This window comes from Variovorax sp. J2L1-78 (assembly GCF_030317205.1).
GTDB classification, from domain to species: Bacteria; Pseudomonadota; Gammaproteobacteria; order Burkholderiales; family Burkholderiaceae_C; genus Variovorax; species Variovorax arabinosiphilus.
The window spans coordinates 766418-788636 of sequence record NZ_JASZYB010000001.1 but is presented as its reverse complement, the minus strand read 5'-3'; the positions used below and the strand labels follow the sequence as shown (position 1 = coordinate 788636).

The window sequence follows — 22219 nt, the reverse complement described above, 5'->3', positions numbered from 1 at the left end:
AACATGGCAGATACCGATTGCATACGCAAAGCACACTCTTGTGCGGCGGACCCGCGTGAGGCCGCGCGGGAATTCCATGCCAAGGTGTCGCAGCCGGCCATGGCCCTGGTGATTTTCTTCTGCTCCAGCGAATACGACCTGGACGCGCTGGCCGACGAGATGAAGCGCCTGTTCGGCGACGTTCAGGTCGTGGGCTGCACCACGGCAGGGGAAATCGGCCCCGCCGGATTCCGGGACCACAGCCTCGCCGGCGCGAGCTTTCCAGCCAGTCACTTTCGGGTCGCAGCGGGCCACGTCGACCATCTGCAGACCTTCGACGTGGAGGCCGGCCAGACCTTTGCCCAGGCGCTGTTGCAGAAGCTGCTCGCCGAAGGCCCGCCCACCGATGCGGACCACAGCTTCGCCCTGCTGCTGATCGACGGCCTGTCGCTGCGCGAAGAACCGGTGACGCGCGCATTCCAGACCGCGCTGGGCAGGCTCCCCCTGCTGGGCGGTTCGGCCGGCGACGGCATGAAGTTTGACCGGACCCATGTCTACCGGGACGGCCGGTTCTGCGCCGATTGCGCGGTGCTGGTGCTGGTGGTGTCCCGCATCCCGTTCCGGATCTTCAAGACGCAACACGTCGTTGCCACCGAAGACCGGCTGGTGGTGACCGAAGCCGATGCGCCTTCCCGTACCGTCAAGGAAATCAACGGCCTGCCGGCCAGCCAGGAGTACGCGAGGATGCTCGGCATCGACGCGTCCGACCTGGACCCGTCGCGCTTCGCGGCCTGGCCGGTGGTGCTGACGATCGGCGGGACGCCCTATGTGCGCTCCATTCAGAAAGTGAATCCGGACGGCAGCCTGACCTTCTTCTGCGCGATCGAGGACGGGCTGGTGCTTCGGGTGGCCAAGGGGGTGGACCTGCTGCAGAACCTGGAGCAGGCCTTTGCCGGCATCCGTGCAGAGATCGGGCCACCGCAACTCGTCCTGGGATACGACTGCATCCTGCGCAAGCTGGAGATCGTGCAGAGCGAGGCGAAGGACCGCGTCGGCGAGGTGCTCCAGGAGAACAACACGATCGGCTTCCACACCTACGGCGAGCAGTTCCGTGGCGTGCACGTCAATCAGACGCTGGTCGGCATTGCATTCGGCACGAACGCCGCGGAGACCCACGATGTCTGATATCACGCTGCAGGACCCCGGCGTCCAAGATCTGTCCTCGCAGGACGAGATCGCCCGGCTCAACAAGATCATCCGGGCCCTGATGGACCGTGCCGAGCGCAGCGCCAACGCGCAGGGCTCGGACTTCAATCTGTTCCAGACCACGATCATGCTGGAAGAGCAGGTGCTCAGCCGCACGGCGGCGTTGGAGGCCGCGCTGCACGAGAACGAGCAGGTCAACCGGGTGCTGCGCAAGACGCAGGCCGATCTGGTGGCGGCCGCGCGCTCGGCCGGCATGGCCGAGATCGCCACCAACGTGCTGCACAACGTGGGCAATGTGCTCAACAGCGTCAACGTGTCTGCCGGGCTGATCCTCTCCAGGGTCCGTGCCTCCAAGCTGGAGGGGCTCGCACGTGCGGCGCAGCTGATGAACGAGCATGCGGACGACCTGGGCACCTTCCTGGCGTCCGACGCCAAGGGCCAGATGATCCCTGGCTACGTGCGCCAGTTGACACCGCTGCTGGTGGCCGAGCAGCGCGCCGTTGTCGACGAACTGGGGGCGCTGACCAAGAGCGTCGACCACATCAAGGAAATCATCGCTGCGCAGCAGACCCATGCCAGCGCCTCCAGACTGATCGAGTCGATACGGATCCAGGAGCTGGTGGAAGATGCCCTGCGCATGAACGCCACGGGCCTGGCGCGCCACCGGGTGGTGATGGAGAGCGGCCTGGCACAGATTCCCGCGCTGCCGCTGGACAGGGGCCGCGTCCTGCAGGTGCTGATGAACCTGGTGCGCAATGCCAGGCAATCGATGGAGGCGGCGGCGGACGACGGCGCGCAGCTGCTGCTGAACGCGGAGATCGTCGGAGATGAGACGCTGCGCATCCGCGTCACGGACACCGGGATCGGCATCGCCCCCGAAAACCTGACCCAGGTGTTCGTGCACGGATTCACCACCAAGAAGGACGGCCACGGCTTCGGGCTGCACAGCGCAGCGATCGCAGCGCGAGAAATGGGCGGCACGCTGACGGTCCACAGCGACGGGCCCGGTACCGGCGCCACCTTCACGCTCGAACTTCCGATCAGAGAAGCCGCGGAGACGGCATGAGCACGCCGCAGAACCGCCGCATTCTCCTGGCGGACGACACGCCCGCTATCCACGAGGACTTCCGCAAGATCCTGCTTCCGGCGGCGATGGCCGCGGACCTGGGCGATCTGGAATCTGCGCTGTTCGGCACCACGGCCAAGACGAGTGACGTCGACTTCGTGCTGGACGGCGCATTCCAGGGACAGGAGGCGCTCGCGAAGGTCCGCGACGCCTTGGCGGCCGACGCGCCCTACGCCCTGGCGTTCATCGACATGCGCATGCCTCCAGGATGGGACGGTGTCGAGACGATCGAGCAGCTGTGGCTCGAAGACCCGCGCCTGCAGATCGTGATCTGCACGGCCTATGCGGACCAGTCATGGGTCGAGGTCTTCGAGCGTCTGGACGCGCGCGATCGCCTGCTCGTGCTCAAGAAGCCGTTCGACGCGGTCGAGGTCCGTCAGCTCGCCAGCGCGCTCACGATGAAGTGGCAGATGACGGAGGATGCCGCCTTCAAGATGAACCAGCTCGAGCAGGCCGTCGAGGAGCGGACGCGGGAGTTGTCGGACGCCAACATCATCGTGCAGAACAGCCCGACCATCCTCTACCGCCTGCGCGGCGAACCTGCGTTCCCGCTGATCTACATCTCGCACAACATCACCAAGTTCGGTCACGAACCGGCGGCCCTGCTGGCCAACCCGAACTGGACGGACGTGCTGATCGACCCGGCCGACCAGGCCGGCGTCGCTGCCGCGATGGCGCGCGTGCTCGAGAAGGATGCCGAAGGCGCCTCGATCGAATACCGGCTATGCACGGGTGACGGCGCACGGCGCTGGGTCGAGAACCGCTACGTTCCGGTGCGCGACAAGGAGGGCCGGCTCATCGAGGTAGAGGGCATCGTCATCGACGTCACCGAGCGCAAGGCGGCGGAGGAACAGCTGGCACGGCTCGCGCGCACCGACGGGCTCACCGGCCTGGCCAACCGCGCCACCCTCACCGAGCGCCTGCACCAGGCCCACGCCGCAGCGCAGCGAGGCTCCGTGCCCTTTGCACTGCACTATCTCGACCTGGACCACTTCAAGGAAGTCAACGACACCTTCGGCCATCCGGCCGGCGACCTGCTGCTGCGCGAGGTGGCCCAGCGTTTGCGGACCTGCACCCGCGAAACCGACCTGGTGGCTCGCCTGGGCGGCGACGAGTTCGCCGTGCTGCAGACCGAAATGGCCGAACCGGCCGCTGCCGGCGCGCTGGCGGCAAAGATCCTGGAGGAGCTCGCGCGCCCCTACATGCTCGCCGGCAACGAGGTGCATGTGTCCGCCAGCATCGGCATCTGCCCTTTCATCCCGGGCAGCGAGGGGCCGGACGAAATGGTGGGGCAAGCCGACGTGGCGCTCTACCGGTCGAAGGAACACGGCCGCAACCAATACCACTTCCACTCGGAAAACCTCGATCTGGAAGTCCGCGACCGGGTGAAGCTCGGCGAAGACCTGAAAAAGGCGATCGAGCAGGAAGAGCTGGAGCTCTACTACCAGCCACAGGTCGAGCTGTCCTCCGGGAAGATCGTGGGCGTGGAAGCCCTTCTGCGCTGGAACCATCCACAGCGAGGCCTGCTCGACGCCGGCGCGTTCGTGCCGATCGCGGAGCGCACCGGCGGCATCGTCGTGCTGGGCCGCTGGGTCCTGAACCAGGCATGCCGGCAAATGAGCGTGTGGCGCGAACAGGGTGTGGCGCCGCCCCTGGTGGCCATCAACCTGTCGCTCGGGCAGCTCCGGCAGGGCAGCGAGCTGATTCGCGACGTGACGCAGAGCCTCGAGAAGTGGCAGCTCGATCCATCCGCTCTGGAGTTCGACGTGACCGAGTCGACGCTGGCCCAGATGACGTGGACCCACAACGACGTGCTTCCGAAGCTGCGCGCCCTCGGTGTTCGCATTGCGATCGACGACTTCGGCACCGAGTACTCGTCGTTCGAGTACCTGCGCACCTACCGCGTGAACCACTTGAAAATCGCGCAGTCGATGCTCAAGAGAGCCGTCGACGATCCGGACAGCGCGGCCACCGTTCGGGCCATCATGAATCTGGCGCGTGAAGCGCGCATCGGCATCATCGTCGAGGGGCTGGAGACGGAGGCGCAGCTCGCCTTTCTCCACTCGACCGGTTCCACGACGATGGCGCAGGGCTACTACTTCAGCGAGGCGGTGGTTGCCAACGAGGCCGGCGACTTTCTGCGCACGGGCACCATGGAACAGAGCGAACGCAGCAAGATCGACAACCAGGGGGCTGCGGCTTGACGGGGCCCTACAGCATGCGAAAAGCAAGCCTGATGCTCATCGCGACATGGGGCTTCGCCGCCTGGGTTCCGGCGGTGCGGGCCGAGCCTGTCGTGCTGTCGCTGGTGCACGCCGCTGCCACCACGCACCCGGCCCATCTGGCGGCGCTGCAATTCGCCAGACGGGTCGAGGAGCGCACCCAAGGACAGGTGCGTACGGAGATCTTTCCCGCGTCCCAGCTCGGCAGCGAGAACGAGCTGCTGCAGAAGGTCAGGCTCGGAGCGGTCGACATGGACGTGAGCTCGATGAACTACCTCATCAAGTACGAGAAGACCTTCTCCGTGGTCGTCATGCCATACCTTTTCGACAGCTATGCGCATGCCCACCGCGTGCTCGACGGCCCGGCCATGAAATGGCTCGCGCCACTGGCCGAGAAGCAGGGATTCATCATCCTGTCCAATTGGGAATGGGGGTTTCGCCACCTCACCAACAACAAGCGTCCGATCAACGGGCCCGACGACGTGCGGGGCCTCAAGGTGCGCGTGCCGCCCGTGGCCGAACTCGAGGCCACCATGGAATCGCTGGGCGCTCAGGTCAGCAAGGTCGGCTTCAAGGAACTCCATCAGGCACTGTCGCAGGGCGTGGTCGACGGCCAGGAAAACCCGCTCAACGTCATCTACTACAACAAGTTGTACGAGGTCCAGAAGCACCTGGCCCTGACGCGCCATGTGTACTACCACACCCTGCATCTCATGAGCGCCCAGAGTTGGGCGAAGCTCACACCGGCCGAGCAGCTGATCGTGCGCGAGGAGAGCAAGGCGGCGGGCGACGGCATGCGCCGGAAGATCATCGCCGAGGAGGAGGACCTGATCGCCAAGATGACCGCCGCCGGCGTGAAGGTCACGCGCCCGGATCCGGCGCCGTTCCGCGCGGCCACGCAGCGCGCCCGCGAAGAGATCAGGCGCTTCGCGGGCGACGAGAACGTCCGCACCTTCCTGAAGATGGTCGATGCAGAGCGAAGCCCGTGACGCGCCTCGGGAACCGTGACCTGGGAGTGAATCGCAATTGAGCAAATTCTCGACCGGCTTCTCGTGGTGGAAGAGATCGCGCAGCCTGCGGGTGGAGATCGCGCTGGGATTCGGTGTCGTCATCGCACTGATGCTGGCCCTGGGCGTGGCCTTCTATCTCAGCGAGCAGCGGTCCGCGAAGGCCATCGACAAGTTGTTGAACAGCGACAACCGGATGGCGGACCTGAGTCTGCGCAGCTCGCTGGCGATGTACAAGGCACGCGACGCCGAAAATGAACTGCTGCGGTCGGTGGACCGGCTTGGCGTGGCGGCGGCGAGCGCGCGTTTCCTGCCGGCCATGCAGAACCATTTGCTGGACATGCGGGAGTACCTGGCGAGCCTTCGGATCCTCTCGACCGATCCGCAGTTCAGGGCACAGGTCGCCCGGATCGAGGCCCAGACCGAGCAATACGAGGACGGCGTTCTCGCCCGCATCGCGCAGCATGGCAAGGAAACGCCAGCGAGCCCGTCATCCGAATTGGGCAGACACGACGTCGACACGACCGCTGCCATCGAATCCTCGGTCGAGGCGCTTCACACCGCGGCGACCAAGCGCGCACTTCAAACCCGCGCCGATGCCGAACGCGCTGCCACATTCTCGCGATGGGCCGCGATCGCCATGGTCGTCCTGGCCAGCCTGCTCGGCGCGGCGATCGCGTGGATCGTCTCGCAGCGCATCACGCGCTCCATCACCGAGCTCATCGCGTTTTCCCGGCGCGTGGCCGCGGGGGACTTCAGTGCCAGAGCGCAACAAGGCCGCGCGGATGAATTCGGCATCCTCGCGAGCGCCATGAACCAGATGGCGGAATCGATCGAGAACTCGAACGTGCTGCTGGAGAGCAGCGCTGGCCGATTGAAACACCAGGCCACCCACGACCTGCTGACGGGGCTGCCGAATCGCGCGCTGCTGGAGGATCGCCTCAAGCAGGCCATCTCCTATGCGGATCGCTATGGCCGGCTGATGACGGTGGTGTCCATCAACCTCGACGGCTTCAAACTGGTCAACGACAGCCTGGGCCGCAAGGCCGGGGACGAACTGCTGAAGGTCATGGCCGAACGCATGCACCAGTGCCTGCGCAGCGTGGACACGGTGGTGCGAACAGGTGGCGACGAATTCGTGATCGTTCTGTACGACCAGCCGGGCGACGGGACGGACGTGGCACCGGCTCTGCAAGGGCTGCTCGAAGCCATTGCAGAGCCGGTACGCATCGGCGACCAAGGGGTCCAGGTCACGGGCAGCCTGGGCGTGGCCACCTATCCCGCGGACGGGGCCGACGCCGACGCGTTGCTCAGGAACGCCGATGCCGCGATGGCCCTTGCCAAGGCATCGGGGCGCAATAATTTCCAGTTCTATACCGCCGCGATGAACGGCGCGATCCGCGACAAGCTCGCGCTGCGCGAAGGATTGCGCCACGCCGTCGCGCGGGGGGAATTCCACCTCGTGTACCAGCCCCAGGTGGCGATGACATCGGGCCAGGTGACCGGCGTGGAGGCATTGATCCGCTGGCAGCATCCGGAGCGTGGCCTGGTATCGCCAACCGAGTTCATTCCTCTGGCGGAGGAGACCGGACTCATCGTTCCGATCGGCGAATGGGTGCTGCGCACCGCCTGCTTCCAGAACCGGGCCTGGCAGGACGCGGGCCTGCCGGCCTTCAATGTGGCGGTCAACGTGTCGGCGCGGCAGTTCAGAGAGCGAACCTGGATCGAACAGGTCGATCGGGCACTGGACGACAGCGGGCTGGATCCCCGGTTTCTCGAACTGGAACTGACGGAAAGCCTGATCATGGAAGACCTCGAGAAGGCGCTGCTCTCGATGCGGACCCTGCAGGCCATGGGCGTGCAGCTGTCCATCGACGATTTCGGAACCGGCTATTCCAGCCTCAGCGCGCTCAAGCGCTTTCCAATTTCCAGACTGAAGATCGACCAGGGCTTCGTGCGCGGCATTCCCGGGGATGAAGAGGACAAGGCCATCGCCAAGGCCATCATCTCCCTCGGCCATGAGCTCGATCTCAAGGTCATCGCCGAAGGCGTCGAAACCCTCCAGCAGCTGGCGTTCTTGCGCGCCAACGGCTGCGACGAAATACAGGGCTACCTCTTCAGCCCGCCCGTGACGCCCGCCGAATGTGCCACCTTGGTCAACGCGCGCTTTGCCGTCGCACAGGGAGATTGAGGGCGCTGCCGGTCCTTGGGTCCTTGGCTTCGATCGGAGGTATGGCGCAGCAGCGAGCCGTGCGACGAGTTCGGGTTCGGGTTCGCATTGGGCTCCCCTGGCGACCCGGCGGCCAACACTGCGCCATGAAAAAAGGGGCCCTTGCGGGCCCCTTCATCTGCCAATGCGCAGCGTGCAGTGCTCAGCGCACCACGGCGATCTGCGTGCGTGCACCACCCTTGTACGTGTACAGCGTCAAGGCGCCATTCTTGATGTCGCCCTTCTCGTCGAAGGTGATCGGGCCGGTCAGGCCCTTGTAGTCGACCTTGCCGACTTCCGGCAGGTACTTCTCCGGCTCGGCGGAACCGGCCTTGACCATCGCAGCAGCCAGCACGTTCACGGCGTCGTACACGTACGGCGCGTAGATCTGGACCTCGACGCCGTTCTTTTCCTTGAACTTGGTCTTCCAGGCTTCCAGCGGTGCCTTGAAGTCACCGTCGACGCCACCCGCTTCGGCGCACACCACCATGTCTTCGCCGATCGCATCGCCGGCCAGCTTGGCCAGTTCGGCGGTGCACAGGCCGTCGCCGCCCATGAACTTGACGGTCATGCCCAGTTGCTTGACCTGCTTGAGCATCGGGCCGCCGACCGCGTCCATGCCGCCGAAGAACAGCACGTCGGGCTTGGCGCCCTTGAGCTTGGTCAGGATGGCGTTGAAATCGGTCGACTTGTCGGTGGTGAATTCGTGGCCCACGATGGTGGCGCCGGCCGCCTTGGCAGCCTTCTCGAATTCCTCGGCCACGCCCTGGCCGTAGGCCGTGCGGTCGTCGATCACGGCGATGTTCTTGCCCTTGAGCGTCTCCACGGCGTACTTGCCGAGCGTGCCGCCCAGTTGCGTGTCGTCGGCCACCACGCGGAACGTGGTCTTGAAGCCCTGGCGCGTGTACTTGGGGTTGGTTGCCGATGGCGAGACCTGGGGGATGCCCGCGTCGCTGTACAGCTTGGAAGCGGGAATGGTGGTGCCCGAATTCAGGTGACCGACCACGCCGTTGACCTTGCTGTCGACCAGCTTCTGGGCGACGGCCGTGCCTTGCTTCGGATCGGCGGCGTCGTCTTCGGCCAGCAGTTCGAACTTGGCGGTCTTGTCACCGATCTTCAGGCCCTTGGCGTTCAGGTCCTCGATGGCCATCTTGGCGCCGAGCTCGTTGTCCTTGCCCAGGTGGGCGATGGCGCCGCTGGTCGGAGCGACGTGGCCGATCTTGACGACCAGGGTTGCGCCGGGAGGTGCAGCAGCGGGTGCAGCGGCCGTGGGTGCCGGCGCAGCGGCGGGTGCAGCGGCTTCTTCTTTCTTGCCGCAAGCCACTAGCGTGAGAGCAGCCAGTGCGACCGCAGTCCATTTCATTTGCATGGGAACCTCCAGAACATGATGGATAGAGTAAAAAACCGGTCTCTTGAACCGGGTACGACAGCAGAGCAACTTCCGCGCCGGACCTTGTCTTCCAGCGCCCTCGCGCCGTCGAACCGGGCGCAGTTTAGCCCAAGGTCTGCCCGTTTCCGGGTGGGTTGGACCCGGGTTTTTCCTGCAGTTCCTGGGCCAGCGATTCGGTCACCAGCGTGCGCAGGACGTCCTCGATTTCGTTGCGAAGGCGCGGCACCATGAGGTCGAGCTGGGCCTGCACGGCCGCCGCGACGACGTCGCTCAGCCGCTCCTCGAGCTGCAGGTCGACGCGCTGCATCACGCGGTGCAGCAACTGCTCTTCCAACGCGAAACGCTCCATCTCGCCGAAGCGCGTGACGGGGTCGAGCGCGATGGCACTGCGCAGGTCCGGCAGGTCCGGCGCCACGGGCAGCGAAGGTGGCTCGGCGGAGGCTACCGAGACCGCATCCTCGGGCTCTGCAACGCTTTCAGCCTGCACAGGCGTCACCGGCTCGCTCGGCACCAACGGCGCCAGGGGCTCGAGCACCGTGGTGAGCGTCGGCACGAAGCGCGGCGGCGTCCGCGGCGCATTCATCGCGAAGCGCCCCCCTGGAACTGGTGCCGGGTGATGGCGTAGCCCCGGTCGGCGTAGTGCCGCCAGCGCGCCCGCGCATCCCGGCGGTCCAGTTCGTCGTCGGTCACGATGTCGATCAGCCGCTCGAAGCGCTCGAAGCCGTTCGGCACCGTCGCATCGAGATTGAGCAGTACCTGCTGGTGCGGCAGCGCGGCATTGGCGCCGTCCATCAGCACCACGGGCGAGCGTGCCAGCACCGACGGCTCCGCGCTGGCCCGGCAATGCGCGATAAAGTCGGCCGCCGAGAACTGCCACAGCGCCGCGTCGACCGCCTCGATCGTCGACACATCGCCGACCACCACCACCCGCGCCCCGCGCGCCGCCACGGCCTTGCGCAGCAGCCGACAGGCGTAGGCCACCTTGTCGGGCGTGTTGAAGTGGAAGTCGATCTCGGTCACGCGCCGGTCGCCTCAGGGGGTTGCACGGGCCTTGCGGGCGGCTTTGCGCGGCGCGGCCGGCGCGCTCGCGCCTTCCGCCGCCCGGGCCATCAGGTACGACATCAGCAGGCCGACCGGCCGGCCGGTCGAGCCCTTGGCGCTGCCGCTCTTCCAGGCCGTGCCGGCGATGTCGAGGTGGGCCCAGGGGTAATCGGCCGCGAAGCGCTGCAGGAACTTGGCGGCGGTGATGGCGCCACCTGCGCGGCCTGCGATGTTGGCCACGTCGGCGAAGTTGCTCTTGAGCCCCTCGGCGTATTCGTCGTCCAGCGGCAGGCGCCAGCACAGGTCCTGCGCGCGGTCGCCGGCAGCGCTCAGTGCCGTCGCCAGCGCTTCGTTGCTGGAAAACAGGCCACTGCGCACGCCGCCCAGGGCGACCACGCAGGCACCGGTCAGGGTGGCGATGTCGATGACGGCGGCCGGGGCGAAGCGTTTGGCGTACGTCAACGCGTCGCACAGGATGAGGCGCCCTTCGGCGTCGGTGTTGAGCACCTCGATGGTCTGGCCGCTCATGCTGGTCACGACGTCGCCCGGCTTGAGCGCCTTGCCGTCGTTCATGTTCTCGGCGGCGGGGATCAGGCCCACGACGTTGATCGCGGGCTTGAGTTCGCCGAGCGCGCGGAACACGCCCAGCACGCTGGCGGCACCGCACATGTCGAACTTCATCTCGTCCATTTCTGCGGCGGGCTTCATCGACACACCGCCGGTGTCGAAGGTGATGCCCTTGCCGACCAGCACGACCGGCGCCTGGTCCTTGGCGGCGCCCTGGTAGCGCAGCACGATGAAGCGCAGCGGTTCTGACGAACCCTGCGCCACGGCCGCGAACGAGCCCATGCCGAGCTTCGCGACTTCCTTCGGACCGAGCACTTCGCACTGGATGCGCGGCAAGGCGCCGAGCGCCTGGGCCGCCCCGGCCAGCAGCGTCGGGGTGCAGTGGTTGGCGGGCCGGTTGCCCCATTCCTTCGCCAGCTCGATGCCGGCGACCGTGGCACTGGCTTCGGCGAAGGCCGACTTCACGGCGGACGCGTCGGCCACGCCGAGCACCACCTGGCGGATGCTGCGCGCCTCGACCTTCGGCTTGGTGGTGGTGTAGACGTAGCTCGCGTCGGCCGCGGCGATCACGGCGGCACGCACGGCCAGGCCATCCATGCCCGATGGCAGCAGCAGCGTGACCCGCTTGGGTGCGGCTGCCTTGACCGCCTGAACGGCCGCGCCGACCGCATTGCGCACTGCGCCGGCGGAGCCATCGCCCGCGCCGACCAGCAACACGCGCGGGGCGGTCACACCGGCCGGGCGATACAACGCGAGCAGCTTGCCGGCCTTGGCCGGAAGGTCGCCGGCCTGGCGGACCGCATCGATGGCCGTGGCCAGTGCATCGGCCTTGGAAGGCGCCGCCGCCTTCGCACCATCGGGGACGAGCACGATCAGCGCGTCGGTCTTGTCGGTGGCCGCCTGGGCGGTGCTGAGGGTCTTGAGTTGAAAGTCCATAATCCTTTTCTTTCGCTCGACGATGTTATTCCATTCCTCTTTGCGCAAGGAGCTGTCGCGCAGCTTCGGAGCCACGCTGGTGGTGCTGATCACCATCGTGATGACCATGATGCTGATCCGTACGCTCGGCCTTGCCTCCAAGGGCAGCGTGAACCCCTCCGACGTGATGCTCGTCATGGCCTACACGGTGCTCGGCTACATGCCGACCATCCTCAGCCTGAGCCTCTTCGTCGCCATCGTGGGCACGCTCTCGCGCATGTACCGCGACAGCGAGATGGTGATCTGGTTCTCCAGCGGCCGCGGTCTGGTCGACTTCGTGCAGCCGCTGTTCCGCTTCGCTTGGCCCGTGCTGCTGATGATCGCGGTGCTGGCCCTCGTGGGCTGGCCCTGGGCCAATTCGCAGACCCAGGGCATGCGTGCCCAGTACGAGCGCCGCGGCGACCTGGAGCGCATCGCGCCCGGTGAGTTCCGCGAATCCGCCGGCCGCAACCGCGTCTTCTTCATCGACAAGGACACGCCCGACGCGGCGACGGCCACCAACGTCTTCATTTCCTCGATCGAGCGCAACCTGCAGATCATCACGTCGGCGCGCAGCGGGCGTCTCGAAAGCGTGGGCGATACCCGCTACCTGATGCTGAGCAACGGCCAGCGGCTCGAGCGCTCGCTCGACGAGAAGACGCTCAAGATCAGCGAGTTCGACACCTACGGCACCAAGGTCGGCAGCGATGTGGCCGCGTCCACCGATGCGACGCCGCTGCGCGCCCGGCCGACCCTGAAGCTGGTGATGGAGCCGTCGCCGCCGAACCTGGGCGAACTGGCCTGGCGCATCGGCCTGCTGTTCGCCGGCATCAACTTCGTGCTGCTGGCCCTGACGCTGTCGAACGTCAACCCGCGGGTGGGGCGCAGCGCCAACCTGCTGCTGGCCCTGTTCGCCTTCGTCGTGTACTTCAACCTGCTGAACCTCGGCCAGAACTGGATCGGCTCGGGCCGCGTCGGCATGGGCGCCTTCATGCTCGCGCTGCACGGCGGGATTCTGCTGCTCGCCGGTCTCTGGCTGCTCAAGCGCCACAACAACTGGGGACTGCGTCTGCGTCGACCGGCCGCATCGCCCCGTACCCAGGTGACCCGCGCGTGAAGACGATCCGTCGACTGATCTACACCGAGGTGCTCAAGGCCGTGGCCTTCGTCACGCTCGGCTTCCTGGCCCTCTTCTTCTTCTTCGACTTCGTCGACGAACTCAGCGACATCGGCCAGCCCGACAGCCTCGGCTACGGGGCGCCGCAGGCCCTGGCCTATGTCGCGTTGTTGGTGCCGAGCCATCTGTACGAATTGCTGCCGATCACGGTGCTGATCGGCACCATCTTCGTGATGGCGCGGCTGGCGCAGAGTTCGGAATACACCATCCTGCGCACCAGCGGGCTGGGGCCTTGGCGGGCCTTGCGCTCGCTCCTGCTGCTGGGCGCGGGCTTCGTGGCGCTGACCTTCGCGGTCGGCGACTACCTGGCGCCGGCGGCCGACCGGAGCGCCCAGGTGCTCAAGGCGCGCTTTCGCGGCGATGTGCTTGCCACCGTCGGTACCACCGGTGCCTGGCTGAAGGAAAGGCAGGGCGACATGTCGTATGCGGTCAACGTGGCGGCCATGGGCCGCGACGGCACCCTGACCAGCCCGCGCATCTTCGAGTTCGACGGCAAGGGCTTCGTGGCCTCCCAGATCCAGGCCAGCACCGCACGCATCGTCGACGGGGCTTGGCTCCTGGGCAATGCCGAACACCAGAGCTACGACACCCGCGCGACCGACAAGGCCCAGGTCGTCACCACACATTCGCCCGAGTACCGCTGGCCGACCACGCTCACCAGCGAAATGGTGTCGGTCGCGCTGCTCAAGCCCGACCGCATGCGCACCCTCGACCTGTTCGAGTACATCCAGCACCTCGAAGTCAACGGCCAGACCGCCCAGCGCTACGAGATCCAGTTCTGGCGCAAGGTCTTCTACCCACTGTCCTGCCTGGTGATGGTGGTGCTGGCCCTGCCCTTCGCCTACCTGCACTTCCGCCAGAGCGGCGTGACGACCTATGTCTTCGGCGGCGTGTTGATCGGCATCAGCTTCTTCCTGCTGAACAACGTGTTCGGCTACATCGGCAACCTGAGCAACTGGATGCCCTGGCTCACGGCGGCGGCGCCAGGGCTGATCTACACGATGCTGTCGCTGGGCGCCTTCGGGTGGCTGGTGCTCAGACGTTAGCGGCATGAACGACATGCCATTCGCGGTCGTCCTGTTCGCCCATGGGTCGCGCGATGCGCGCTGGCGCGAGCCGGTCGAGGCCGTCGCACGCCGCATGACAGCGCGCCAGCCGGCGGTGCCCGTCGCCTGCGCCTACCTCGAACTGGTCGAACCCGATCTGCCCACCGCGGCCGGACGCCTGATCGCCGACGGTGCACGCGCCTTGCGCGTGGTGCCGCTGTTCCTCGGCATGGGCAAGCATGTGCGCGAAGACCTGCCTCGGTTGGTCGACGCCCTGCGCGCCGCGCACCCGGAGGTCGCGTTCTCTCTGGCGCCGGCCGTGGGCGAAACGGCCGAAGTCATCGATCTGCTGGCGGACATTGCGTTGCGCAGTTGACCTTTCAGCAGATCGATAGACCGAGAAGGCATAATGAAGGCCGCAATAAGACGGAATTTGTTATGAATCTCCACCAGTTCAAGTTCGTGCAGGAAGCGGTGCGGCGGAACCTGAATCTCACCGAAGCCGCCAAGGCGCTGCACACCTCGCAGCCCGGCGTGTCCAAGGCCATCATCGAACTCGAGGAAGAGCTCGGCGTCGAGATCTTCGCCCGCCACGGCAAGCGCCTCAAGCGCGTGACCGAGCCGGGCCAGCACGTCATCGCCAGCATCGAATTGATCATGCGCGAGGTGGGCAACCTCAAGCGCATCGGCGAACAGTTCAGCGCGCAAGACAGTGGCACGCTGTCGATCGCCACCACCCACACGCAGGCGCGCTATGTGCTGCCGGTGCCGGTGGCGAAGCTGCGCGAGGCCTACCCGAAGGTCAATGTGAGCCTGCACCAGGGCTCGCCGGACCAGGTGGCGCGCATGGTGATCGACGAGGTGGCCGAGATCGGCATCGCCACCGAATCACTCGCGGACTACAGCGAGCTCGTCACCCTGCCCTGCTACGAATGGCAGCATGTGCTGGTGCTGCCCAAGGACCACCCGCTGGCGGGCAAGGAGCGGGTGTCGCTGGAAGACCTGGCGAGCGAGCCGATCATCACCTACCACCCGTCCTTCACTGGCCGCACGCGCATCGACCACGCGTTCGCGCAGAAGAAGCTCACGCCGCGGATCGCACTGGAAGCGATCGACTCGGACGTGATCAAGACCTATGTGCGCCTCGGCCTGGGCATCGGCATCGTGGCCGAGATGGCGGTGCGCGACAGCACCAACGACGATCTCGTCGTCAAGCCCATGGGCCACATCTTCGGCCAGAACATCGCCCGCATCGCCTTCAAGCGCAGTGCCTACCTGCGCAACTTCGTCTTCAAGTTCGCCGAGTTGCTGAGCGACCGGCTGGACCGCAACCTGATCGCCAAGGCCCTCAGCGGCCAGCAGCAGGATTACGAACTCTGAGTCACCCCCCGCGTCTTTCGATCACCATGAGCACCGCTTCTTCTTCCCCGCGCACGCCCGCCATCGGCACCAAGTTCCCCACGATGGGCACCACCATCTTCACCGTCATGTCGGCGCTCGCCGCGGAGACGAACGCAGTGAACCTCGGCCAGGGCTTCCCGGACTTCCACTGCGATCCCAAGCTGCTGGCGGATGTGACCGCGGCGATGGCCGCCGGCCACAACCAGTACCCGCCGATGCCGGGCGTGCTGCCGCTGCGCCAGGCCATGGCGACCAAGATCGAGGCGCTCTACGGCCATCGCTACGACGCCAACAGCGAGATCACCGTGACCGCCGGCGCCACGCAGGCCATCATCACGGCGGTGCTCGCCATCGTGCGGCCGGGCGACGAGGTGATCGTGCTCGAACCCTGCTACGACAGCTACGTGCCCAACATCGAACTCGCCGGCGGCGTCGTGGTGCGCGTGCCGCTCACGCCGGGCACTTTCCGCCCCGACTTCGCGAAGATCGGCGCGGCGATCACGCCGAAGACGCGCGCGATCATCGTCAACACGCCGCACAACCCCAGCGCCACCGTGTGGACCGCCGAGGAAATGCGCGCGCTGGAAGAACTGCTCGCGCCCACAGAGGTGCTGGTGATCAGCGACGAGGTCTACGAACACATGGTGTTCGACGGCGTTGCACATGCCAGTGCGGCCCGCTACCCCGGCCTGGCCGCGCGCAGCTTCATCGTGAGCAGCTTCGGCAAGACCTACCACGTGACGGGCTGGAAGGTCGGCACCGTGGCCGCGCCTGCCGCACTGACGGCCGAGTTCCGCAAGGTGCACCAGTTCAACGTGTTCACCGTCAACACGCCGATGCAGCACGCCCTGGCCAGCTACATGGCCGACCCGGCGCCGTACCTGGAGCTGCCGGCCTTCTACCAGCGCAAGCGCGACCTGTTCGCGGCCGGCCTGGCCAAGACCCGCTTCAAGCTGCTGCCGAGCGCCGGCACCTACTTCCAGTGCGTCGACATCACCGCCGTGAGCGACCTGGGCGAGGCGGATTTCTGCCAGTGGCTCACCCGCGAGATCGGCGTTGCGGCCATCCCGCTGTCGGCCTTCTACGGCAGCGGGTTCGACCAGCGGGTGGTGCGCTTCTGCTTCGCCAAGAAGGACGAAACCCTGCACCACGCGCTGGAGCGACTGGCGAAGCTCTGACAGCGCGCGTCGGCATGACCTGACCACCGAAGGCGCCGCTTTCCCTCGTCCTTCGCCCGCCGGTCGGCGACCATGAGGCTTCATTTGAACGCCTGAGGGCCTTAGGAGAAATTCATGTCGACGATTCTGCTGGTCATCCTGATTCTGTTGCTGATCGGCGCGCTGCCGACCTGGGGCCACAGCCGCAGCTGGGGCTATGGGCCGAGCGGCGGCCTCGGCCTGGTGCTGATCGTGGTCATCGTGCTGCTCGTGATGGGCCGCATCTAGAGGCGCACTCACCGCCCACGGAAAAACCCGCTTCGGCGGGTTTTTTCATGTCAGTTATCCATTGCGCTGGCGCGCCACCCGCAGTCGATGAAACCGGCGCGGCCGGATGCCAGGGCACCCGCGGAACTGGCTTTGCCAGGCCGCCAGGTGCGCCCCCTTGAGGGGGAGGCGCCGCAGGCGCATCGGGGGTGGGTTTCATCTCAGACGGACATCCGGCGCATGCCCCGGCGGGGGATGGGCGTGGACATGACGATCGCGGTCCGCGTTTCGCCCCATCGGTTGATGTCGCCGAGGAAGGACTCCAGCGCGGCCATGTCCGCCACGGCGATGCGCATCATGTACGAATCCGCGCCGGTGACGTGGTGGCATTCGAGGACTTCGACGCGCGCGCGCAGTGCCTTGAGCAACGCCTGCTTGTGTGGCTGCGCCGTCGTGATGCCGATGAGGGCCTGAACCGGCAGGCCGACTTTCGCGGGATCGAGGTCCGCCTGCACGCCGCGGATCACGCCCGCGTCCTGCAGGCGCTTGAGACGCTCGGCGGTCGCGGCGATCGACAGACCGGCGGCCTCGGCCAGCGTCTTGAGCGGCGCGCGACCATCGGCCTGCAAGGCTTCGAGCAGCTTCCAGGCTTTGGCGTCGAGTTGGATGCTTTCGGTCATGCGCCGAATTTTCCATGGATCTTTCGGCGATCCTTTGTCTCCACCGTAAAAATCCACTTCGATCGAGGAGGCCACCTGCCTACGATCGGTGGCATGGAATTGCTGGAAGTCTTCGTCTCCTCGTTGCTGATCGGCTTGTCGATCGCCGCACCGGTCGGCCCGATCGGCGTACTGACCATTCAACGCAGCCTCGGCCAAGGCCCTCGGGCAGGCCTCGCAACCGGCCTGGGCGCCGCCGTTGCAGATGCTGTCTACGGCGCGATCGGTGCTTTCGGAGTGACCTGGTTGATCCAGGTGCTGGTGGCCGTGCGCCTACCACTTGCACTCTTCGGCGCGGGCTTCCTCCTGTGGATGGCCTGGAAGCTCGTGCGTGCGCCTGTGGCCGTGCGCACGACGCGTTCGGAGACAGCGCGCAGCCGCTGGCACTACTTCGCCACCACCTTCGTGCTGACGCTGTCCAACCCGGCGACGATCCTCTCGTTCGTCGCGATCTTTGGCGCGATGGCGGGCCGCTCTGCGATGACGGCGCCTGGAACGATGGTGCTGGGCGTGCTGCTCGGGTCGGCGACATGGTGGCTTTTCCTCAGCACCATCGTCGGCCGCCTTCGTGAACGCTTCGACGCGCGTTGGCAACGTCGGATCAGCCTGGGCAGCGCGACCGTGCTGGCCACCTTTGCCGTCTGGCAGCTCGTATCGGCCCTGTGGTGACCAAGAAACCCGGCCGTCGTCGAATCACCCACCGTGACATTCCTCAGGCCTGAAGCTGCGCCCAGGCCTTGTCCAGCCGCTTCACGCTCACCGGCTGTGGCGTGCGCAGCTCCTGCGCGAAGAAACTCACGCGCAGCTCCTCGAGCAGCCAGCGGAATTCCAGCATCCGCTCATCCACCACGCCCTTGCGCTCGGCCACCAGCCGCCAGTAGCGCTGCTCCTGTGGCCGCAGCTCCGCCAGCTTGGCGGCATCGCGGGCCGGATCGGCGCGCAGCTTGTCCAGACGCGCGGTGATCGCCTTCAGGTAGCGCGCGAAATGCTGCAGCTGCGGCCAGGGCGTATCGGCGATGAAGCGCTTGCCGACGAGCCGCTGCAGCTGTTGCGACGCATCGGCCGTGGCATCGGGCTGGATCTTCGTGTCCTTGATCTTGCGCACCGCCACGGCGTACTCCACCAGGATCACGCCGGCCAGCCGTGCCACCTCGTTGGCGATGAGCGTGAGCCGTCCGCGGCCTTCCTCAATGCGCTTCTTGAAGGCGAACTCGTCGGTCGGCAGCGGCTCCTGCAGGAAGGCACGGTCGAGCGCGACGTCGACGATCTGCGCCCGCAATTCGTCGGCGGTACCGAGCGGCATGTAGGCAACGGCCATCTTCTGCAGGTCGGGGATGTTCTTCTCGAGGTACTTCAGCGCGTCCTTGATCTGCAGCGCGAACAGGCGGCGCAGGCCGGCGCGGTGCTTGGCGGCAGCCACGGCCGGCTCGTCGAAGACCTCGATGCCCACGGCGTCGCCGCCGTCGACCAGCGCCGGGAAGCCGATGAGCGACTGGGCGCCGCGGCGCACTTCCATCAGTTCCGGCAGCTCGCCGAAGGTCCAGGCCGTGTAGCGGGCGCCGGCCGGCAGCGCGGGGGCCGAGGGCGCTGCGCTTGCCGGGCGCCGGGCGTTCGCGACCTTGGGCGCATCGGCAGGCACAGCCGCGGGCGTCGCCCGCACGTTGAGCCCAGCCAGCGCCTGGAACGCGCCACGCGCCTGCGTGCCGAGCTCGGCCTTCAGCGCGCCGAGGTTGCGCCCCATCCCGAGCTGGCGGCCGTGTTCGTCGACCACGCGCAGGTTCATGAACAGGTGCGGCGGCAGCATGTCAAGCTTGAAGTCGGCGCGCTTCACGTCGATGCTGGTCTGGTCGCGCACGCGCTTGAGCAGCACATCGGTCAGCGAACCCGCACCGAAGACCTCGGGCGCCGACAGCGCCTCGGCCAGCTTCGTCGCCGATTCGGGCAGCGGCACCAGCCGCGAGCGCGGACGCTGCGGCAGGCTCTTGAGCAGCGCCTGGATCTTGTCCTTGAGCATGCCGGTGACGAGCCACTCGCAGCGCTCCTCGCTCACCTGGTTCAGCACGAAGAGCGGCACGGTGACGGTGAGGCCGTCCTTCGCATCGCCGGGCTCGTGAAGGTAGGTGGCAATGCAATCGACGCCGCCCAGCCGGATCGTCGGCGGGAACGACTGCGTCGTGATGCCCGCCGCCTGGTGGCGCATCAGCTCCTCGCGCGTCAGGTACAGCAGCCGGGGCTGGGCGCGCGACTGCTCCTTGTACCAATGCTCGAAGGCGGCGCCGCTCGCCGCATCGGGCGGCAGTTGCGCGTCGTAGAAGGCATAGATCAGCTCGTCGTCAACCAGCACGTCTTGCCGGCGCGCCTTGTGCTCGAGGCCCTCGACCTCCTTCACCAGCTTGCGGTTGGCGGCGAGGAAGGGGTACTTGCTTTCCCATTGCCCGCCGACCAGCGCTTCGCGGATGAAGATCTCGCGCGCTGCCACCGGGTCGACCTTGGTGAAATCAACGCGGCGACCGCTGTACACGACCAGCCCGTAGAGCGTGGCGCGCTCCAGCGCGGTGACCTGCGCGCCCTTCTTCTCCCAGTGCGGGTCGAGCAGCTGCTTCTTCAGCAGGTGGCCGGCGACCTCTTCCAGCCACTGCGGCTCGATGTTGGCGATGCCGCGTCCGAACAGTCGCGTGGTCTCGACCAGCTCGGCCGCGACGATCCAGCGGCCCGGCTTCTTGCGCAGGTGTGCGCCCGGGTGCCGGTAGAACTTGATGCCGCGCGCGCCGAGGTAGGCCTCGTCGTCTTCCATCTTCCAGCCGACGTTGCCCAGCAGGCCGGCAAGCATCGACAGATGCAGCGCCTCGTAGCTGGCGGGCTGACGGTTGAGCTGCCACTTGTGCTCAGTCACCACCGTGAGCAGCTGCGAATGGATGTCGCGCCATTCGCGCAGCCGCCGGATGTTGATGAAGTTCTGCCGCAGCAGTTGCTCGTACTGGCGGTTGCTGATCTTGTGCGTGGGCAAGGCCTCGGCCACGGGTTCCGGCGCGGCAGCGGCCATGCGCTGCGCGATGGGCAGGAAGGCGGCGTTGGCGCGCTTCTTCGGATCGCCATGCAGTTCGCGGCGGGTCTGCGGCGCGTTGCCGCCACGCGCGTCCGCAATCCACTTCCACAGCGTCAGGTAGCCACTGAATTCGCTCTTGTCGTCGTCGAACTTGGCATGCGCCTGGTCGGCCTGCTGCTGCGCCTCCATGGGCCGGTCGCGCACGTCCTGCACCGACAGGGCCGAGGCGATGACCAGCACCTCCTCCAGCGCACCGCGCGAGCGCGCCTCCAGGATCATCCGACCCACGCGCGGGTCGAGCGGCAGTTTGGCCAGTTCCTGGCCAATCGGCGTCAGCTCGTTCGCATCGTCCACCGCGCCCAGCTCGTTGAGCAACTGGTAGCCGTCGGCGATCGCGCGCGGCGCGGGCGCCTCCAGGAACGGAAAGCGTGCCACATCGCCCAAGTGCAGCGATTTCATCCGCAGGATGACGCCAGCGAGCGACGAGCGCAGGATCTCCGGGTCGGTGAAACGCGGTCGCCCCAGGAAGTCCTTCTCGTCGTACAGCCGGATGCAGATGCCGTTGGCCACCCGCCCGCACCGGCCGGCACGCTGGTTGGCCGCGGCCTGGCTGATCGGCTCGACCAGCAACTGCTCGACCTTGCTGCGGAAGGAATAGCGCTTGACCCGCGCCGTGCCGGTGTCGATCACATAGCGCGTGCCGGGCACCGTCAGCGAGGTTTCGGCCACGTTGGTGGCGAGCACCACGCGGCGGCCGGTGTGGCCTTCGAAGATGCGGTCCTGCTCGGCGGGCGACAGCCGCGCGAACAGCGGCAGCACCTCGGCATTGCGCATCACCGGCTGCTGCGCCAGGTGCTTGCGTAGGTGGTCGGCCGCCTCGCGGATCTCGCGCTCACCCGGCAAAAAGACCAGGATATCGCCGCCGTTGTGCGGATCGCGCCAGAGTTCGTCGACGCCGTCGGCGATGGCGTCGTTCAGGTCGTATTCGCGCGATTCCTCGAAGGGCCGGTAGCGCTGCTCGACCGGAAAGGTGCGGCCCGAGACGTAGATGATGGGCGCAGGACCGTTGCGCGATGCGAAGTGCGTGGCGAAGCGGTCGGCGTCGATGGTCGCCGAGGTCACGATCACCTTGAGGTCCGGCCGGCGCGGCAGGATCTCGCGCAGGTAGCCCAGCAGGAAGTCGATGTTCAGCGAGCGCTCGTGCGCCTCGTCGATGATGATCGTGTCGTAGGCCTTGAGCAGCGGGTCGGTCTGCGTCTCGGCCAGCAGGATGCCGTCGGTCATCAGCTTGACCGAGGCGTCGCGGCTGAGCCGGTCCTGGAAGCGCACCTTGAAGCCGACCACCTCGCCCAAGGGCGTCTTCAGCTCCTCGGCGATGCGCTTGGCCACCGAACTGGCCGCGATGCGGCGCGGCTGCGTGTGGCCGATCAGCTTGCCCTGCCCCGGCGGCTTGCCCAGCTTGCCGCGACCCAGCAGCAACGCGATCTTAGGCAACTGCGTGGTCTTGCCCGAGCCGGTTTCGCCGCAGACGATGACGACCTGGTTCCTGGAAATGGCCTCGGCGATCTCGTCGCGCCGCGCGGAAACGGGCAGCGACTCGGGAAATTCGATCTTCAGCGCGATCTGGGGCGGCGTGGGGTGGTCGGTAGCGGACAAGACAGGCGGTCGGGCACGGGGCACATCGGAGAGAATCGCGAATTATCCC

18 protein-coding genes are annotated in these 22219 nt (G+C 66.7%); 12 read left to right on the top strand and 6 right to left on the bottom strand.

What is annotated here, in order from left to right:
* Nucleotides 1–3: 3 nt before the first annotated feature.
* From nosP to QTH86_RS03760, 5 genes are read left to right on the top strand one after another with little or no spacing between them, the layout of a single operon-like run.
* Nucleotides 4–1164, top strand: coding sequence for a nitric oxide-sensing protein NosP (gene nosP / locus QTH86_RS03780; RefSeq protein ID WP_286645991.1), 1161 nt, complete (start codon nucleotides 4–6; stop codon nucleotides 1162–1164).
* Nucleotides 1157–2251 (top strand): sensor histidine kinase, encoded by a 1095-nt coding sequence (locus QTH86_RS03775; protein WP_286645992.1) that lies wholly within the window; start codon nucleotides 1157–1159, stop codon nucleotides 2249–2251. The genes nosP and QTH86_RS03775 overlap by 8 nt, the downstream gene beginning before the upstream one ends.
* Nucleotides 2248–4515: a putative bifunctional diguanylate cyclase/phosphodiesterase gene (locus QTH86_RS03770; protein ID WP_286645993.1), complete on the top strand. Its 2268-nt coding sequence runs from the start codon at nucleotides 2248–2250 to the stop codon at nucleotides 4513–4515. Before QTH86_RS03775 ends, QTH86_RS03770 begins: the two co-directional genes overlap by 4 nt.
* A 32-nt stretch (nucleotides 4516–4547) precedes the next feature.
* Nucleotides 4548–5522, top strand: coding sequence for a TRAP transporter substrate-binding protein (locus QTH86_RS03765; protein WP_286645994.1), 975 nt, complete (start codon nucleotides 4548–4550; stop codon nucleotides 5520–5522).
* Nucleotides 5523–5559: 37 nt separating this feature from the next.
* On the top strand, nucleotides 5560–7731 hold the full coding sequence (locus QTH86_RS03760) for a putative bifunctional diguanylate cyclase/phosphodiesterase (protein WP_353505990.1): 2172 nt from the start codon (nucleotides 5560–5562) through the stop codon (nucleotides 7729–7731).
* A gap of 181 nt (nucleotides 7732–7912) precedes the next feature.
* Here QTH86_RS03760 and QTH86_RS03755 read toward each other — a convergent pair whose 3' ends face one another.
* From QTH86_RS03755 to QTH86_RS03740, 4 genes are all read right to left on the bottom strand, one after another.
* On the bottom strand, nucleotides 7913–9118 hold the full coding sequence (locus QTH86_RS03755; RefSeq protein WP_286645995.1) for a branched-chain amino acid ABC transporter substrate-binding protein: 1206 nt from the start codon (nucleotides 9116–9118) through the stop codon (nucleotides 7913–7915).
* A gap of 124 nt (nucleotides 9119–9242) precedes the next feature.
* Nucleotides 9243–9722, bottom strand: coding sequence for a hypothetical protein (locus tag QTH86_RS03750; RefSeq protein WP_286645996.1), 480 nt, complete (start codon nucleotides 9720–9722; stop codon nucleotides 9243–9245).
* Nucleotides 9719–10159, bottom strand: coding sequence for a DNA polymerase III subunit chi (locus QTH86_RS03745; protein ID WP_286645997.1), 441 nt, complete (start codon nucleotides 10157–10159; stop codon nucleotides 9719–9721). The genes QTH86_RS03750 and QTH86_RS03745 overlap by 4 nt, the downstream gene beginning before the upstream one ends.
* A 12-nt stretch (nucleotides 10160–10171) precedes the next feature.
* On the bottom strand, nucleotides 10172–11683 hold the full coding sequence (locus QTH86_RS03740; protein ID WP_286645998.1) for a leucyl aminopeptidase: 1512 nt from the start codon (nucleotides 11681–11683) through the stop codon (nucleotides 10172–10174).
* Nucleotides 11684–11705: 22 nt separating this feature from the next.
* Between QTH86_RS03740 and lptF the strand changes: the two genes are divergently transcribed.
* The 6 genes from lptF (at nucleotide 11706) to QTH86_RS03710 (ending at nucleotide 16770) form a co-directional block, all read left to right on the top strand.
* A complete protein-coding gene (gene lptF, locus QTH86_RS03735; RefSeq protein WP_286645999.1) occupies nucleotides 11706–12818 on the top strand; it encodes an LPS export ABC transporter permease LptF in 1113 nt (370 codons plus the stop codon).
* Nucleotides 12815–13924: an LPS export ABC transporter permease LptG gene (lptG, locus tag QTH86_RS03730; RefSeq protein WP_286646000.1), complete on the top strand. Its 1110-nt coding sequence runs from the start codon at nucleotides 12815–12817 to the stop codon at nucleotides 13922–13924. Before lptF ends, lptG begins: the two co-directional genes overlap by 4 nt.
* Before the next feature lie 13 nt (nucleotides 13925–13937).
* A complete protein-coding gene (locus QTH86_RS03725) occupies nucleotides 13938–14300 on the top strand; it encodes a sirohydrochlorin chelatase (protein WP_444813788.1) in 363 nt (120 codons plus the stop codon).
* A gap of 62 nt (nucleotides 14301–14362) precedes the next feature.
* The gene (locus tag QTH86_RS03720; RefSeq protein WP_286646002.1) at nucleotides 14363–15304 is read left to right on the top strand and encodes a CysB family HTH-type transcriptional regulator; all 942 of its coding nucleotides are present in this window, start codon (nucleotides 14363–14365) and stop codon (nucleotides 15302–15304) included.
* 26 nt (nucleotides 15305–15330) lie between these two features.
* On the top strand, nucleotides 15331–16503 hold the full coding sequence (locus tag QTH86_RS03715; protein ID WP_286646003.1) for a pyridoxal phosphate-dependent aminotransferase: 1173 nt from the start codon (nucleotides 15331–15333) through the stop codon (nucleotides 16501–16503).
* Between the two features lie 114 nt (nucleotides 16504–16617).
* Nucleotides 16618–16770 carry a DUF3309 family protein gene (locus QTH86_RS03710; protein WP_286646004.1) on the top strand — a complete coding sequence of 51 codons (153 nt, stop codon included), beginning with the start codon at nucleotides 16618–16620 and terminating at the stop codon, nucleotides 16768–16770.
* A gap of 200 nt (nucleotides 16771–16970) precedes the next feature.
* Here the strand turns inward: QTH86_RS03710 and QTH86_RS03705 are convergent, their stop codons facing one another.
* Entirely contained in the window at nucleotides 16971–17429 is a 459-nt protein-coding gene (locus QTH86_RS03705) for an Lrp/AsnC family transcriptional regulator (RefSeq protein WP_286646774.1), read from the bottom strand.
* A 93-nt stretch (nucleotides 17430–17522) separates the two neighbouring features.
* Between QTH86_RS03705 and QTH86_RS03700 the strand changes: the two genes are divergently transcribed.
* On the top strand, nucleotides 17523–18137 hold the full coding sequence (locus QTH86_RS03700) for a LysE family translocator (RefSeq protein WP_286646005.1): 615 nt from the start codon (nucleotides 17523–17525) through the stop codon (nucleotides 18135–18137).
* A 43-nt stretch (nucleotides 18138–18180) separates the two neighbouring features.
* Here QTH86_RS03700 and hrpA read toward each other — a convergent pair whose 3' ends face one another.
* On the bottom strand, nucleotides 18181–22170 hold the full coding sequence (hrpA, locus tag QTH86_RS03695; protein WP_286646006.1) for an ATP-dependent RNA helicase HrpA: 3990 nt from the start codon (nucleotides 22168–22170) through the stop codon (nucleotides 18181–18183).
* Nucleotides 22171–22219: the final 49 nt, after the last annotated feature.